The sequence below is a fragment of the Streptomyces sp. NBC_00873 genome (assembly GCF_045207415.1).
Taxonomy (GTDB): Bacteria; Actinomycetota; Actinomycetes; order Streptomycetales; family Streptomycetaceae; genus Streptomyces.
Genome location: NZ_CP108803.1, coordinates 8,682,419 through 8,695,616, shown reverse-complemented (window position 1 = coordinate 8,695,616; position 13,198 = coordinate 8,682,419). Strand labels below are relative to the sequence as shown.

Genomic DNA, 13,198 nt, shown 5'->3' with positions numbered 1-13,198 from the left:
CCCGCGACGGGGAGGGCCGGGCACACCGTCCGGGTGGCCCTGCCCTCCCCGTACGGGGCGTTCCGACGGCGTGTCGGCGTGCGCCCCCGGTCACAAAGTGCTGGTCCCATGGGTCACTCGTACGACACTGCGCGACGGAGGAACGTGACCGATGGACGAACAGGAACTCCGTCCGTCGGTGCTATGACACGCGCCACCGGAGGAATGTGACCGGCCCCGCTGAGGAAATCCGAAATCAGCCGCGGGCGGTCATCGACGCCGTGTGCTCACGGACCTGTGCCGGCGTGAGGTAGGCGTTCGTGAACTCGAAGTCGCGCAGCGTGGCGGGATGCCTGGCCTGGAATCCGGTGCGTACGAAGTCGTCACCGGCGAACGCGTTGAGCATCCAGTTGGTCATGACGCGGGCCTTGGCCACATTGGTGCGCAGCGCCGACCAGTGATAGCCACGGGCCACGGCCTGCGCGGCGATGCCGTGCATCTCGATGCCGAGCGGCTTGGAGACCGCGTCCTTGCCGCCGAGGTCCACGACGAGCCCGAGGTCCCTGTGGCCGTACGGCTTCAACGGCTGGTGGCGCAGAGTCGCGATCAGGTTGTCGGCGAGCCTGCGTCCCTGGCGCATGGCGTGCTGAGCGGTGGGCGGGCAGACCGCGCCGTCGCCCTTGACCAGGTCCGGCACGGCTGCGGCGTCGCCGAGCGCGAAGACGCCGTTGAACCCCGGCAGGGTCATCTCGGGTGTTACTGCCAGCCGGCCTCGTACCGTTTCGGCGTCGAAGGTGGCGACCAACGGGCTCGCGGTGACGCCGGCCGTCCAGATCAGTGTGCGGCAGGGCAGTACGCGGCCGTCGGTGAGCGTCACCGTGTCCGGTCCGGCCTCGGCGACGGAGACGCCGAGCGACACTTCGATGCCGCGCTCGCGCAGGACTGCCAGGGCGCTGAGTCCTAGCTTGTCCCCCAGCTCGGGCATCAGCTTCGGGGCGATGTCGACCAGGTGCCACTTGATGAGCTTCGGGTCGAGCCGAGGGTATTGCCCGACGGCGTTCATGGTGAGCCGCTGCAGACACGCCGCGGTCTCGGTGCCCGCGTAGCCGCCGCCGACGACGACGAACTGCAGCCTGGAGGCCCGTTCGTCCTCGTCGTGGCTGGCGTCCGCCAGGTCGAGCTGGGCGATCACATGGTCGCGTACATAGGCGGCCTCGGCCAGCGTCTTCATGCCGCGGGCGTTGTCGAGCAGCCCCGGGATGTCGAACGTACGGGTGACGCTGCCCGGGGCGAGGACGATGTAGTCGTACGATTCGTCGACGATCTCGTCGGTGATCTTGCGGATGACGCAGACCTTCGCCTTCGGGTCCACGCCGATCGCTCCGCCGGGGATGATCCGGGTGCGGTACCGACGGCTGCGGCGCAGCGAAACCGCGACCGACTGCGGGGTGAGGACGCCCGCGGCCACCTGGGGCAGCAGTGGCAGGTAGAGCTGGTAGGAGAACGGGGCGACGAGCGCGATGTCCGCCTCGCCGAGGTTGAGTCCGCGCTCCAGACGGCGTACGCACTCGACCCCGGCAAATCCGGCGCCGACGACGAGAATCCTGGGTCGTACCACGGTGTTCGTCCCTTCTCGGGTCTGCGCGGTGGCCCGTACTCCTGCCCGGTCACACGCGCCCATCACCCCATCCTCACGAACCGCGTCCGACTTCGCCCGCTGAGGGCGGCGGAACGGACGACGGCAGGGAGTCAGCGGGTCAGCAGGGTGAGGGCTGTGCACGTGCCGCTGACCGCGCCTGCGGTGACGACGGCGGTCGCGACGCAGCGTGCTCTGAGCGCGCGGTAGCGGTCGTTGTACTCGCCGCGCAGTTCGATGGCGCGGGCCGAGATCCGGGACAGCATCGCCCGGGATGCGGCAACCCGCTCCGCCATGTAGACACGTTCCACTTCCTCACACTGGGCCGTGGTGAGCCAGGGCAGCTCGGCGGTGAACCGGGCAGCCCGTCTGCGTGCCTCCTCGACCTCGGCGTTCCACAGCAGGTAGCCCTCCATCTGTGCCAGACCGCGGGCGGCGCAGTCCTTGTCGGCGTCCATTCGTCCTCCTTTCACCGGGATCCGTCACGCCGGGTTCTGCCCCGGACCCCCGGGGGCGGTGTGCGGGCGGTTCTGCGCCTCGGCGAGGGTGCGTACGGCGGGGTGGTGCAGGTCGAACGCCGGGGATTCGGAGCGGATCCGCGGCAGGGTGAGGAAGTTGTGCCGCGGCGGCGGGCAGGAGGTCGCCCACTCCAGCGAACGGCCGTAACCCCACGGGTCGTCGACGCCGACCGGCTTGCCGTACTTGGCGGTCTTCCACACGTTGTAGAAGAACGGCAGCATCGACAGTCCGAGGAGGAACGAGGAGATCGTCGAGATCGTGTTCAGCGCGGTGAACCCGTCGGCGGCGAGGTAGTCCGCGTAACGGCGCGGCATGCCCTCCGCGCCGAGCCAGTGCTGCACCAGGAACGTGCCGTGGAAGCCCACGAACAGCGTCCAGAACGTGATCTTGCCGAGCCGCTCGTCCAGCATCTTGCCGGTGAACTTCGGCCACCAGAAGTGGAATCCGGCGAACATCGCGAAGACCACGGTGCCGAAGACGACGTAGTGGAAGTGCGCGACGACGAAGTACGAGTCCGAGACGTGGAAGTCCAACGGCGGCGAAGCCAGGATGACGCCGGTCAGACCACCGAAAAGGAAGGTCACCAGAAAACCGATCGCCCAGAGCATCGGTGTCTCGAAGGACAGCGAGCCCTTCCACATCGTGCCGATCCAGTTGAAGAACTTCACACCGGTCGGCACCGCGATGAGGAACGTCACGAACGAGAAGAACGGCAACAGCACACCACCGGTGACGAACATGTGGTGCGCCCACACGGTTGCCGAGAGGCCCGCGATGGAGATGGTGGCGCTGATCAGACCGATGTACCCGAAGACCGGTTTACGGCTGAAGACGGGGATGATCTCGGTGACGATGCCGAAGAACGGCAGAGCGATGATGTACACCTCCGGATGGCCGAAGAACCAGAAGAGGTGCTGCCAGAGCAGTGCGCCGCCATTGGCCGCCTCGAAGACCCGCGCTCCGAACTTGCGGTCCGCCTCCAGCACCAGAAGGGCCGCTGCCAGCACCGGGAAGGCCAGCAGGACCAGCACGGCGGTCAGCAGGACGTTCCACACGAAGATCGGCATCCGGAACATCGTCATGCCGGGTGCGCGCATGCAGATGATCGTGGTGATGAAGTTGACCGAACCGAGGATCGTGCCGAATCCGGAGAAGGCCAGGCCCATGATCCACATATCGCTGCCGATGCTGGGCGAATGGACTGCATCGGTCAGCGGGGAGTAGGCGAACCAGCCGAAGTCCGCCGCTCCCGCCGGAGTCAGGATGCCGGCCACCGCGATGATCGAGCCGAAAAGATACAGCCAGTAAGCGAACATGTTCAGCCGCGGGAACGCCACGTCGGGCGCGCCGATCTGCAGCGGCATGATCCAGTTCGTGAACCCGGCGAACAGCGGCGTCGCGAACATCAGCAGCATGATCGTGCCGTGCATCGTGAACAACTGGTTGAACTGCTCGCTCGAGATGATTTGGTTGCCGGGGCGGGCCAGCTCGGCGCGCATGATGAGTGCCATCACGCCGCCGACGACGAAGAACGCGAACGAGGTGACCAGGTACAACGTTCCGATCGTCTTGTGATCGGTGGTGGTCATCCACCTGACGACGACATTGCCCGGTTCCTTGCTCCGTACCGGCAGTTCGTTCGCGTACGACTCCTCTGTCTCGTCCGCCCCAGCTGTGCCCATCGTCGCCACAACGACGCTCCTTCGATCGGTCCTTCGCGGGCGGACTCGGCACCCAGCGGGGCGCCGCTCCCACCGAGGCGGCCGACAGGTCCCCCCGGCGCGTCGCGCCAGTTTCCAGGTGCAGCAAACCAGCCACGGGACCGACGTGGGCTGCCCGGCGCCCACCATGGCGTGACATTCACCCATCAGGGTGTGCTGACCCGCCGCGGTGTCCGGTCCGGATCAGCCATGGGCTCGGCGGTACCAAGGGACGGCCGGGGCATTCGCTGCCGTGCACGCTCCGGCATCCGGCGGCACGGGCGTCACCGTCGACGGGGCAACCGGTGCCGTCGATGTCACGCGTCCCCAACTCGGCTTCCGCGAGCATCCCTTGCGGTGCACATGGTCCCGTGAACCGCCGTGCTCACTCCGCGGCCGGGCGGCCCTCGTCAAGAAGCAGCGCCGCACCGAGATCCGTGAGGCGGGCCACGATGTCCGCTCGCCGAGACGCTCCGTGCGTGGCACGTTGTCGACCATGGTGAGCATCGCGTTCACGACGATCTTCACCTCCACCGCATCGGGACCCGGCAGGAACTCGTCGAGCAGGCGGACCCACAGCGCAGGACAGTCCCCGCTGCGTCTGCCGCGCCACCTTGCGCTCCTTCTCCGGGAGCCGGTCCGGCTCGCCGACCAGCACACCGATCAAGTGGCTCTGGTTCAGGGCGAATTCGATGCACGAGCGGAGCAGCCCGTCCAGGCTCTCGCGCGGGCCGGTGGCGTTCGCGAGCGCCTGTGCGGTACCGGCTCTGCGCTGCTCAAGGCAGTCCTCGGCGCCGTACGGGTCCGGGGCTTCCGGTTGTCTCGGGGACGGTCTACTGCCATTCGGCACACACGCCGGGGTCGCAGAGTTCGAGGACGATCTCGCCCGTCTCCGGAGCGGCTTCCGCCACGGGGCGCACCCGCGCGCCGACGTGCACCAGGTGCGGCGCGGCGCCCACGACACGGCACCGGAATACGAAGCCTTCGGGCAGCCGGACGAGGGACTCGTTGCGTGCCGCCTCTGTGTAGCGGTGCACCACGCTGGTCCGCACGACGACGCCGAGGCCGTCACTGCGTACGGAATCCAGATCGCTCGACGCGCACACAGGACACAGAAGCCGCCTGAAGGACGCGGTGCCGCACCAGCGGCAGCGCTGATAGATCAGTCCGGCTTCACCCTGCGCCGCTGGTGCGGCATCGATCGCTGAAACGGAATGGGACACGTCTCGACCCCCTGAACTCGGCTCGGTGCGTCAGCGTCGTGGCTCGACACAGACGCGCACGCACCATATGGCACTGAGTGCCTAGACGTAAAGGTACTGAGTCCCTTCTCTGCGGTCAGTCCTCGGCGAGAGCCGACTCGATCCTCTGCACCACACGCCACATCGGCGTGCCCTTGGAGGCGACCACCACGACGACCTCGTCGTCGTCCGTGGTCGGCCCTGCGGCGCCCGCGGCCTTCGCCCCCCAGACTTCCTGCACGACACCGAGGGCATGGTCCACCGCGGCCTCGGCGTCACCCTCGCCACCCGAACGCAGCCACGAGCGCAGGCCGTTGTTGTGCGCGGCGACCACGGCAGCGGCGATCACCTCGGCGTGCAGCGGGCCGTCCGGCGAGCCGACGTAGCGGCCCCGCAGGTATTCGGCCATCGTCCGTTCGTAGCGGCGCACCACGGACAACTCGTAGGTGCGCAGGCCGGGGACCTCCCGCGTGAGGTGGTAGCGCGGGACCGAGAACTCCGGATTCGCGGCATACATCCGCAGGACGAGCCGGGCCGCATCGCACACCGTACTCACCGGGTCGCCTTCGTCGGCCGCCTCCAAAAGCGCGGTCATGTCGGCGAGGCAGCGCTCGTGGTCGGGAAAGACCACGTCCTCCTTGGAGGGGAAGTACCGGAAGAACGAACGCCGTCCGACCCCGGCCCGCGCAACGATGTCGTCCACGGTGGTCCGCTCGAAGCCCCGTTCCAGGAAGAGCTGGAACGCCGCTTCGGCAAGCACCTCCCGCATGGGGGGTTTCTTCGCTGGTCCGCGTGCCTCGGTCATGCCCGGAACCTAACACCAATACCGGCCGCTCGGCACTACGTACCTTTACGGAGGGTACTGAGTGCCATATGGTCATCTCAGGACCCACACCCAAGTAGGAGAGCCGGCGTGAGCTTGAGGATCGTTGTCTGTGTGAAGTATGTGCCCGACGCCACCGGTGACCGGCACTTCGCCGATGACCTGACGCTGGACCGTGAGGATGTCGACGGTCTGCTGTCGGAGCTGGACGAGTACGCGGTGGAGCAGGCGCTGCAGATCGCCGATGAGGCGGATGACGCGGAGATCACTGTGGTGACGGTGGGTCCGGAGGATGCCAAGGATGCGTTGCGCAAGGCGCTGTCGATGGGTGCGGACAAGGCCGTTCACGTCGAGGACGACGGTCTGCATGGTACGGATGTGATCGGTACGTCGCTGGTGCTGGCGAAGGCGGTCGAGAAGACGGGTTACGACCTGGTGATCTGCGGTATGGCGTCGACGGACGGCACGATGGGTGTGCTGCCGGCGGTGCTGGCGGAGCGGTTGGGTGTTCCGCAGGTCACGCTGCTGTCCGAGGTGAAGGTCGAGGGCGGCACGGTGACCGGGCGTCGGGACGGTGACAGTGCCAGTGAGCAGCTGCAGGCGTCGCTGCCGGCGGTGGTGTCGGTGACGGACCAGTCCGGTGAGGCCCGGTATCCGTCGTTCAAGGGGATCATGGCGGCGAAGAAGAAGCCGGTTGAGTCCCTGGACCTGGAGGACCTGGAGATCGAGGCGGACGAGGTCGGTCTGGCGGGTGCGTGGACCGCGGTGGATTCCGCGGCGCAGCGTCCGGCCCGCACGGCGGGCACGATCGTCAAGGATGAGGGCGAGGGCGGCAAGCAGCTCGCCGCTTTCCTTGCGGAGCAGAAGTTCATCTAGACGCCGGCTCGCGGGCCGGAGTGCATCCGGCCTGCCGGTCCGTTCGTTCCTCACCGCCCCTGTCACCCTCGTTTCCGCAGGAGATTGAAGTCCCATGGCTGAAGTTCTCGTCTATGTCGACCACGTGGACGGTGCCGTCCGCAAGCCCACCCTGGAGCTGCTGACGCTGGCCCGCCGGATCGGTGACCCGGTCGCGGTCGCGCTGGGCAGTGGTGCGGCCGGCACCGCGGCGGTGCTCGCCGAGCACGGTGCGGTCAAGGTCCTGACCGCCGAGGCGCCGGAGTTCGCCGATTACCTGGTCGTGCCGAAGGTCGACGCGCTGCAGGCCGCGTTCGATGCGGTGTCCCCGGCCGCGGTGCTGGTGCCGTCCTCCGCGGAGGGCAAGGAGATCGCGGCCCGGCTCGCGGTCCGGATCGGGTCCGGGATCATCACGGACGCGGTGGACCTGGAGGCCGGTGAGCTGGGTCCGGTGGCCACCCAGTCCGCGTTCGCCGCGTCGTTCACCACCAAGTCCCGTGTTTCGCGGGGCACCCCGGTCATCACGGTCAAGCCGAACTCGGCGCCTGTCGAGCCGGCCCCCGCCGCCGGTGCGGTCCAGACCCTGCCGGTCACGTTCTCCGCGCAGGCCACCGGCACGAAGGTCCTGTCCCGCACCCCGCGCGAGTCGACCGGGCGCCCGGAGCTGACCGAGGCCGCGATCGTGGTCTCCGGCGGCCGTGGTGTCAACGGTGCGGAGAACTTCCACATCATCGAGGCGCTCGCCGACTCCCTCGGCGCGGCCGTGGGTGCCTCGCGTGCCGCGGTCGACGCCGGCTGGTACCCGCACTCCAGCCAGGTCGGCCAGACCGGCAAGTCCGTCTCCCCGCAGCTCTACATCGCCTCCGGTATCTCCGGCGCGATCCAGCACCGGGCCGGCATGCAGACCTCGAAGACCATCGTCGCGATCAACAAGGACGCCGAGGCCCCGATCTTCGACCTCGTCGACTACGGCATCGTCGGCGACCTCTTCCAGGTCGTCCCCCAGCTCACCGAAGAGGTCAACTCCCGCAAGGGCTGACCCCGATGCAGCGTGCCGTGCGGTGGTTCTGCACGGCACGCCTGCACACCGGCTCAGAGCCGCCGCCCGTCGCTGGTCGTGCAGCGGCACAACCACGCGGGAAGGCGGGGGAGACAGGCTCTGCCCGTCTCTCCCGCCTTCGGGTATCCGTGATCAGCCTGCGGCGGCTTCTTCGATGAAGTCCGTGACCAGGCCGGGCTGGGAGGCCAACGAGGCGTGACCGGCGGCCAGTTCAATGGTCTTGCGCGGATTCATGCGCTGGGCCATGCGGCGTTCGTTGTCGGGGTGGATCATGCGGTCCACGGTGGAGACGTCTGCTTGCATCGGCAACGCTAAGCGGACCGTTCGGCGTTCGTTGTCGGGGTGGATCATGCGGTCCACGGTGGAGACGTCTGCTTGCATCGGCAACGCTAAGCGGACCGTTCAAGGGCCGCCACCGCACACAGAGTCACTCATTCCTTCAACCATCACACGGCGGGCACAGGCCTGCGAGGGCCAGGCCCATGAGCTGGTCGAGCAGTTTCGCGGCGCCGGGCCTCGTCGCGCGGCGGCGCCGCCGATCGCCGGTAGCCTGTGCGTTCGGGTGAGCCGTCGTCAGCAGTGGTATTCACCCCTACAGCTTCCGCGTTCGGGCGCCCTGAACCGACCGCACCCCCGCGCGTCGGCGTCCGCGCCACGGCGCAACTCCGTGTCAGGAGTTACGGAGTATTCAGAGGTTGGCGTCCAGGAATTCCCTGAACTGCTCCCGGTTCAGGGGACCGGTCCGGGTCGCTGTCACTTCCCCCTGCTTGATCAGGAGAAACGAGGGCGCGCCGGTGACACCGTAGCGTCGGGTCGGTTCCGCGCACCGGACCATGTCTGTCCTGACGACGGTCAGTCGCTCCCCGTACGCGTCGGCCATCTCGCGCACGAGGGAGTCCATGTCCCTGCACACCTCCGCCACCTTCGCCCAGGTCCCGCAGAAGTACGCAAGCACCGGTGAGTCGGCCTTTGCCAGAACGAAATCGAACTCCGCGTTCTCCAGCGGCTGGTGGACCCGACTCGCCATCGGCGCTCCTGAGGTGGTGATCAACACGGCAGTACCCATCATGACCTGCCCCGGCCGCCGCAGCGTGCGCGCGCCTGGCGGTCACCACCGGCGTTGCTCGGGACCATGTCCTGCATGCCGCCGACACCGACGAGGCAGGACGGTGCCACCGCGACGGGCCGTCTCGTAGGCGGAGCGGACGATGCCGGGGCGGCCGGTCACCTCGATGAGCTCGCTCCCGGCATCCCCAATGGACGTGCAGCCGACCGGTTCGGCACCACTCGTGCGGCTCCCGCCACGACCCTCGAGCCGCTGACCGACTTCCCGTTTCGGGAGCAACTGCCGCCGGAGCTCCGTCCGGCGCTGCAAGAGCTGGTACGCCGGACGGGCAACGGCGGCGACGTGATCACTCGTCTCGCGGGATGGAAACTCGGAGGCTGGCCGACCTGGCACCTGACGCACCCGATGGTCTTCCGTTGCCGCACGTGCGAGACCGATATGACACTGCTGTTCACCGTGGCCAGCGATGACGAAACGGGAGTCATCGTAGGGCGATGGGGCGACCTGCGGATCTTCGCCTGCCCCGCCGACCGTCGTCATCCTTTCCAAGTGGACCTGCACTGAACCGGGCTCGCCGTCGCCCTACGACGCACCGGACACACCCCGGCGGTCCGGCCCACCCTCGAACGCCGGCGGGACGACGCGGCAGCCAAGGGGCAGGTCGCACGGCAGCAGATCTTCGATGGACTGCTCAGCCGAATTGATGGAGAAGCCTCCTGATGTCCTGTCCCAGAGGGGACTTCCCATCACCTCGGTGACCAGCGCAGTAGTTGGACCAGCCCCACCGAGGTTTCCTCGTTTGCCGAGGTGTGGACGGCGCGGACTGTCCAGCGGCCGGGCGGTATCGGGACGGGGGGCTGCTCCGGCAGTCCTCCGCCGTTGGGGTACTCGACGTCCAGCTCGGTCCCGGCGGTGCCAGAGTCCATGAGCACCGCCGGGCCGTAAGAGAGATCCGGAGCACCCTCAGGGACGGCGCAGCGCTCGAGGCAGGACGAACCACAGGCTGGCGAACATGGCGACCGTAGCCGCAGTGATCACCACAGCCGCCCTGAGTCCGAGCACGACGTCCATGAGAAGCAAGATGGCGCCGCTGAGCGCGAGTGCGAGAAAGACGAGGCCGACTTCGGTGAGCCGGGCCGACAGGGCCACGATGCGCGCCTTCTCGCCTCGGTGGAACAGCACCCGATGCAGCGCGACCGGGGTCGCTAGAATCGCGGACGACACCACGGCGAGCAGCAGCGTCACCACGTAGGTGTAGCGCTCCATGGCGTCGAGCGTGGGAAACCTGCTGGTGAAGGCCAGGCCGAGGAGAAACGCGAAGACGATCTGCACACCGGTCTGGATGACCCTCAGTTCCTGCAGGAGTTCGATCAGATTGCGGTCGGCCCGTTCTTTGGAGGTCTCCTCACGGCCCGGCTGCCGGCTGTCGTCCCGCTCTGCATCCACACACGACATCCTCCCTCCCACCTCCGAGGTCCAGGTGCGCAACGCACCGGACGGAATCGGCGCACGGCACGTGGGCGAGGCCTTTGGAGTACGTCACGGCCCACAACGGCGGGACGTGCCCAGGGAATGAACACGCTGAGCTCGCCCGACATCGGGGCCTGATCCCGTAGCGGACCGACTCGGAACTCAGTATCCGCCCACCTCGGACGACCGCAAACCGCACGCCTCGCCCTGCACAGCATCGCGGCCCCCCTCACACATGGTCGCCCTATCCACACTGTGCGGAATGAGCCCCGGTCTTCATGCGGTTCCCTCGTGGTCGGGGTCCGGTTCGGGCCGGAGAACCGTTTCTCGCCGCTCGCCGGGACCCGTGACGCCGGGCTTCGGCGCGTCGTCCCGAGCGGCGTGGCCGCCGGAGATCTCGCCTGGCCGGGTCATGGCGGGCCCGGTGCCCTGGATCTCGGTCCAGCTCGGGGAGTGCAGCCCGGACGACAGCTGGGTGTGGGTGACCTCGGCGGGCCAACGGGTCCCGGAGTCGAGGATCAAGGTGACGGCGCCCCGCACCAGCAGCCCTTCGCCGCCGGGCGCAGTCAGCCGGGCCGTCCAGGACCGCTCGGTGCCTGCCGCACCGCGTGCCTGGGCGACGGTGACCTCGGCCCACACGCGGACCAGGGTCCCGTCCCTGCGCTCCACCGTTGCCAGACCCTCGTAGGGGTTCATACCCCCAGTCTGCGCCGGCCCAGGGCTGTCGCGCAGCGAGGGGACCCCGCCGGCAGCACCCACCGTCCATGCCGCTCGCAGGGCGCCTTTCCCTCGGGGCCCGTCCGGGGAAGCCCGGCGCTGCCCCGGGTGGCGTACGAGGCGTTGTGGGCGTATGCGTGGAGTGCATGCGGTGGCCCGGTACGGGATGGCGCGCGGGGCGCGCGAAACGCCACCCGAGCTGCCGCGCACAGGGTCGGACAGGAGGAAGGGTGCGGTGTGATGCCGGCAGGATCCAGTCGTAAGCGGGAGCGGCAGTACGAGCACATCAAGGAGAGTGCCGAGAAGCGCGGTGTCTCCGAGGAGCGTGCGAAGGAAATCGCCGCGCGCACTGTCAACAAGGAGCGGGCCCGCTCGGGAGAGGCGAAAACGGCGAACAGAACATCCCTGCGCGATCCGAAATCCGCCCCACAGCGTGGCGGTGAACGGTCCCATCGCGGACCACAGGGGCCCACCAAGGACCAGCTCTACGAAGAGGCGAAGAAGAAGAACGTCGAGGGCCGCTCGGCGATGAACAAACAGGAGCTGCGCGAGGCACTCAGCCGCTGACAGCCCCTCGTGCGGGGGCGAGGAGACGAATCCTGATGACGCCTACATGCCACGTCACTCCCGTGTGCGGAACGCCGTGCTGGGTCAACCGCATAACCCGCGACCTGCGCGCCACGCAGGACTTCTACTCGACCGTTCTGGGATGGGAGTTCCGCCCGGGCAGCCTGGGAACGGGTTTCTCGGTCGCCTCCTGTCAGGGGCGATCGGTGGCCGGGCTGGCCGAGGTGGCGCCCGGTCTGCCGGTGGCCGGGGCGTGGACCCCGTACTTCGCCGTGGCGGACGCGGACGTCACCGCAGCCCGGGTCCGTGAGCGCGGCGGCACCATCGCCGTCGGCCCGGTGCGCTTCGGCCTGGGCCGGGGCGTGATGGCAGCCGACCGCGACGGGGCCGTGTTCGGCTTCTGGGAAGGCCGCACCCTTCCCTGGTCGGCCGGCCGCGGCAACGCACCGGCCTTTCTCGAGCTGCGCACCCGCGACGCGTTCGACGCCGCCATCTTCTACGCGGAGATCTTCGACTGGGCCTCCGGCGAACCCGGCTGCTGCGAGGTCACCTACGCCTACGAGCACGACACCGTCACCGTCCGCCAGGGCAAAAACACTGTGGCCACCCTGCGCGGAGGCGGCGTCGGGGAATCTCCCGACCCCCGCGTGCGACCACGCTGGCACGTGCACTTCCAGGTCGACGACGTGGAATCGGTCATCGCCGCCGCACGCACGGCAGGAGGAATGGCAACTCCCGTGGCCCCCTCGCCCGGCGGCGGGACGGAATCCGTCATCAGCGACCCCGGCGGCGGCCTCTTCACCGTGTGGACCGGATCGGTACTCGCCGGGCCGGTGACCACAGCCGACCAGGAACCGGTGTAATCGATACCGGGAGACCGGCGAAGGCGCCACCGCGCAGCGGGGATGGCGATGCTCGCCGCGGCCGGTGATGATGTCCCGCGGCCGCCGTCATCACAGGATCGGCGGTCCCGGTGGCCCTGGGTGTTCGTCCGGGGCCACCGAGGCGACGTGAGCAATCGCCTCGCTCCGGCCGGCCCGGCGCGGCGATCACTTGCCTCGGTCCCGTCGGAAAAGTACAGCCGGTCACCGTGCTCACGATGACGAAAGGGTCCAGTCGATCGCCGACGCGCAGGCCAAGGGCATCGTAGACCCGGCCTTCTCTCCGGGCGACGTACTCAACATCGTCACGGCCATGTCGATGATCTGGTCGCCGGCCGGCGCCATGTACACCGTCGGCAAGGGCGACCCCGAGGCGAACACGACCGGCGCCGCAGGACACTCCCGAAATCGCGGAGTGGGCCGACTACTTCCTGCACGCGCGCGCAACCGACGCAGACGCTCTCGAAGCCTTCGGCCCGCGGGACGGACGCGAGCACGCAGGGTGACAGCTACCTCTGCCTCCGACAGCAGGCGGCACAACACCGAGTACACCATCGACGAGGCCTGCCCGTCTGCAGCCCCTTCAGCGCACCGACCTGATCTGCTGCTCGGCGCCGCCCCGTCGACAGAGGCGCACTCCCCCAT

General features: G+C 68.5%; 15 protein-coding genes and 2 pseudogenes. 7 read left to right on the top strand and 10 right to left on the bottom strand.

All coding sequences use genetic code 11. The features are described 5' to 3' along the window. Positions 1-235 precede the first annotated feature (235 nt). From OH809_RS40365 to OH809_RS40345, 5 genes are all read right to left on the bottom strand, one after another. Positions 236-1,597: an NAD(P)/FAD-dependent oxidoreductase gene (locus tag OH809_RS40365; RefSeq protein WP_406424702.1), complete on the bottom strand. Its 1,362-nt coding sequence runs from the start codon at positions 1,595-1,597 to the stop codon at positions 236-238. A gap of 131 nt (positions 1,598-1,728) precedes the next feature. After that, on the bottom strand, positions 1,729-2,073 hold the full coding sequence (locus OH809_RS40360) for a hypothetical protein (protein WP_406416070.1): 345 nt from the start codon (positions 2,071-2,073) through the stop codon (positions 1,729-1,731). A 24-nt stretch (positions 2,074-2,097) separates the two neighbouring features. Next, positions 2,098-3,816 carry a cytochrome c oxidase subunit I gene (gene ctaD, locus OH809_RS40355; RefSeq protein ID WP_406424704.1) on the bottom strand — a complete coding sequence of 573 codons (1,719 nt, stop codon included), beginning with the start codon at positions 3,814-3,816 and terminating at the stop codon, positions 2,098-2,100. A gap of 851 nt (positions 3,817-4,667) precedes the next feature. After that, the gene (locus tag OH809_RS40350) at positions 4,668-5,057 is read right to left on the bottom strand and encodes a Zn-ribbon domain-containing OB-fold protein (protein WP_406416072.1); all 390 of its coding nucleotides are present in this window, start codon (positions 5,055-5,057) and stop codon (positions 4,668-4,670) included. Positions 5,058-5,172: 115 nt separating this feature from the next. Then, positions 5,173-5,880: a TetR family transcriptional regulator gene (locus tag OH809_RS40345; protein ID WP_406416074.1), complete on the bottom strand. Its 708-nt coding sequence runs from the start codon at positions 5,878-5,880 to the stop codon at positions 5,173-5,175. A 108-nt stretch (positions 5,881-5,988) separates the two neighbouring features. Between OH809_RS40345 and OH809_RS40340 the strand changes: the two genes are divergently transcribed. Next, positions 5,989-6,774, top strand: coding sequence for an electron transfer flavoprotein subunit beta/FixA family protein (locus OH809_RS40340; protein WP_406416075.1), 786 nt, complete (start codon positions 5,989-5,991; stop codon positions 6,772-6,774). 94 nt (positions 6,775-6,868) lie between these two features. Further along, positions 6,869-7,831 (top strand): electron transfer flavoprotein subunit alpha/FixB family protein, encoded by a 963-nt coding sequence (locus OH809_RS40335; RefSeq protein ID WP_406416077.1) that lies wholly within the window; start codon positions 6,869-6,871, stop codon positions 7,829-7,831. A gap of 153 nt (positions 7,832-7,984) precedes the next feature. Here the strand turns inward: OH809_RS40335 and OH809_RS40330 are convergent, their stop codons facing one another. Both OH809_RS40330 and OH809_RS40325 read right to left on the bottom strand, forming a co-directional pair. Further along, the gene (locus OH809_RS40330) at positions 7,985-8,203 is read right to left on the bottom strand and encodes a hypothetical protein (protein WP_406516173.1); all 219 of its coding nucleotides are present in this window, start codon (positions 8,201-8,203) and stop codon (positions 7,985-7,987) included. Between the two features lie 337 nt (positions 8,204-8,540). Beyond that, positions 8,541-8,879, bottom strand: a complete 339-nt coding sequence (locus OH809_RS40325) for a thioredoxin family protein (RefSeq protein ID WP_406416080.1) — start codon at positions 8,877-8,879, stop codon at positions 8,541-8,543. A 114-nt stretch (positions 8,880-8,993) separates the two neighbouring features. Between OH809_RS40325 and OH809_RS40320 the strand changes: the two genes are divergently transcribed. Then, a complete protein-coding gene (locus tag OH809_RS40320) occupies positions 8,994-9,482 on the top strand; it encodes a hypothetical protein (RefSeq protein WP_406416082.1) in 489 nt (162 codons plus the stop codon). A gap of 182 nt (positions 9,483-9,664) precedes the next feature. On the opposite strand, the gene OH809_RS40315 is transcribed toward OH809_RS40320, so the two are convergent. The 3 genes from OH809_RS40315 to OH809_RS40305 all read right to left on the bottom strand — a co-directional run bounded on the left by OH809_RS40315 (position 9,665) and on the right by OH809_RS40305 (position 11,084). After that, positions 9,665-9,850 carry a hypothetical protein gene (locus OH809_RS40315; RefSeq protein ID WP_406516172.1) on the bottom strand — a complete coding sequence of 62 codons (186 nt, stop codon included), beginning with the start codon at positions 9,848-9,850 and terminating at the stop codon, positions 9,665-9,667. 31 nt (positions 9,851-9,881) lie between these two features. Continuing rightward, complete coding sequence (locus OH809_RS40310; RefSeq protein ID WP_406416085.1) at positions 9,882-10,364, bottom strand: DUF6328 family protein; 483 nt, start codon at positions 10,362-10,364, stop codon at positions 9,882-9,884. 300 nt (positions 10,365-10,664) lie between these two features. Next, positions 10,665-11,084 carry a hypothetical protein gene (locus tag OH809_RS40305; protein ID WP_406416086.1) on the bottom strand — a complete coding sequence of 140 codons (420 nt, stop codon included), beginning with the start codon at positions 11,082-11,084 and terminating at the stop codon, positions 10,665-10,667. Positions 11,085-11,345: 261 nt separating this feature from the next. Between OH809_RS40305 and OH809_RS40300 the strand changes: the two genes are divergently transcribed. From OH809_RS40300 to OH809_RS40285, 4 genes and pseudogenes are all read left to right on the top strand, one after another. Continuing rightward, on the top strand, positions 11,346-11,672 hold the full coding sequence (locus OH809_RS40300; RefSeq protein ID WP_406416088.1) for a plasmid stabilization protein: 327 nt from the start codon (positions 11,346-11,348) through the stop codon (positions 11,670-11,672). 35 nt (positions 11,673-11,707) lie between these two features. Next, complete coding sequence (locus tag OH809_RS40295; RefSeq protein ID WP_406416090.1) at positions 11,708-12,535, top strand: VOC family protein; 828 nt, start codon at positions 11,708-11,710, stop codon at positions 12,533-12,535. 190 nt (positions 12,536-12,725) lie between these two features. After that, positions 12,726-12,902, top strand: a pseudogene (locus OH809_RS40290) (hypothetical protein); the annotation flags it as partial. A 52-nt stretch (positions 12,903-12,954) separates the two neighbouring features. Beyond that, positions 12,955-13,059, top strand: a pseudogene (locus OH809_RS40285) (metallophosphoesterase); the annotation flags it as partial. Positions 13,060-13,198: the final 139 nt, after the last annotated feature.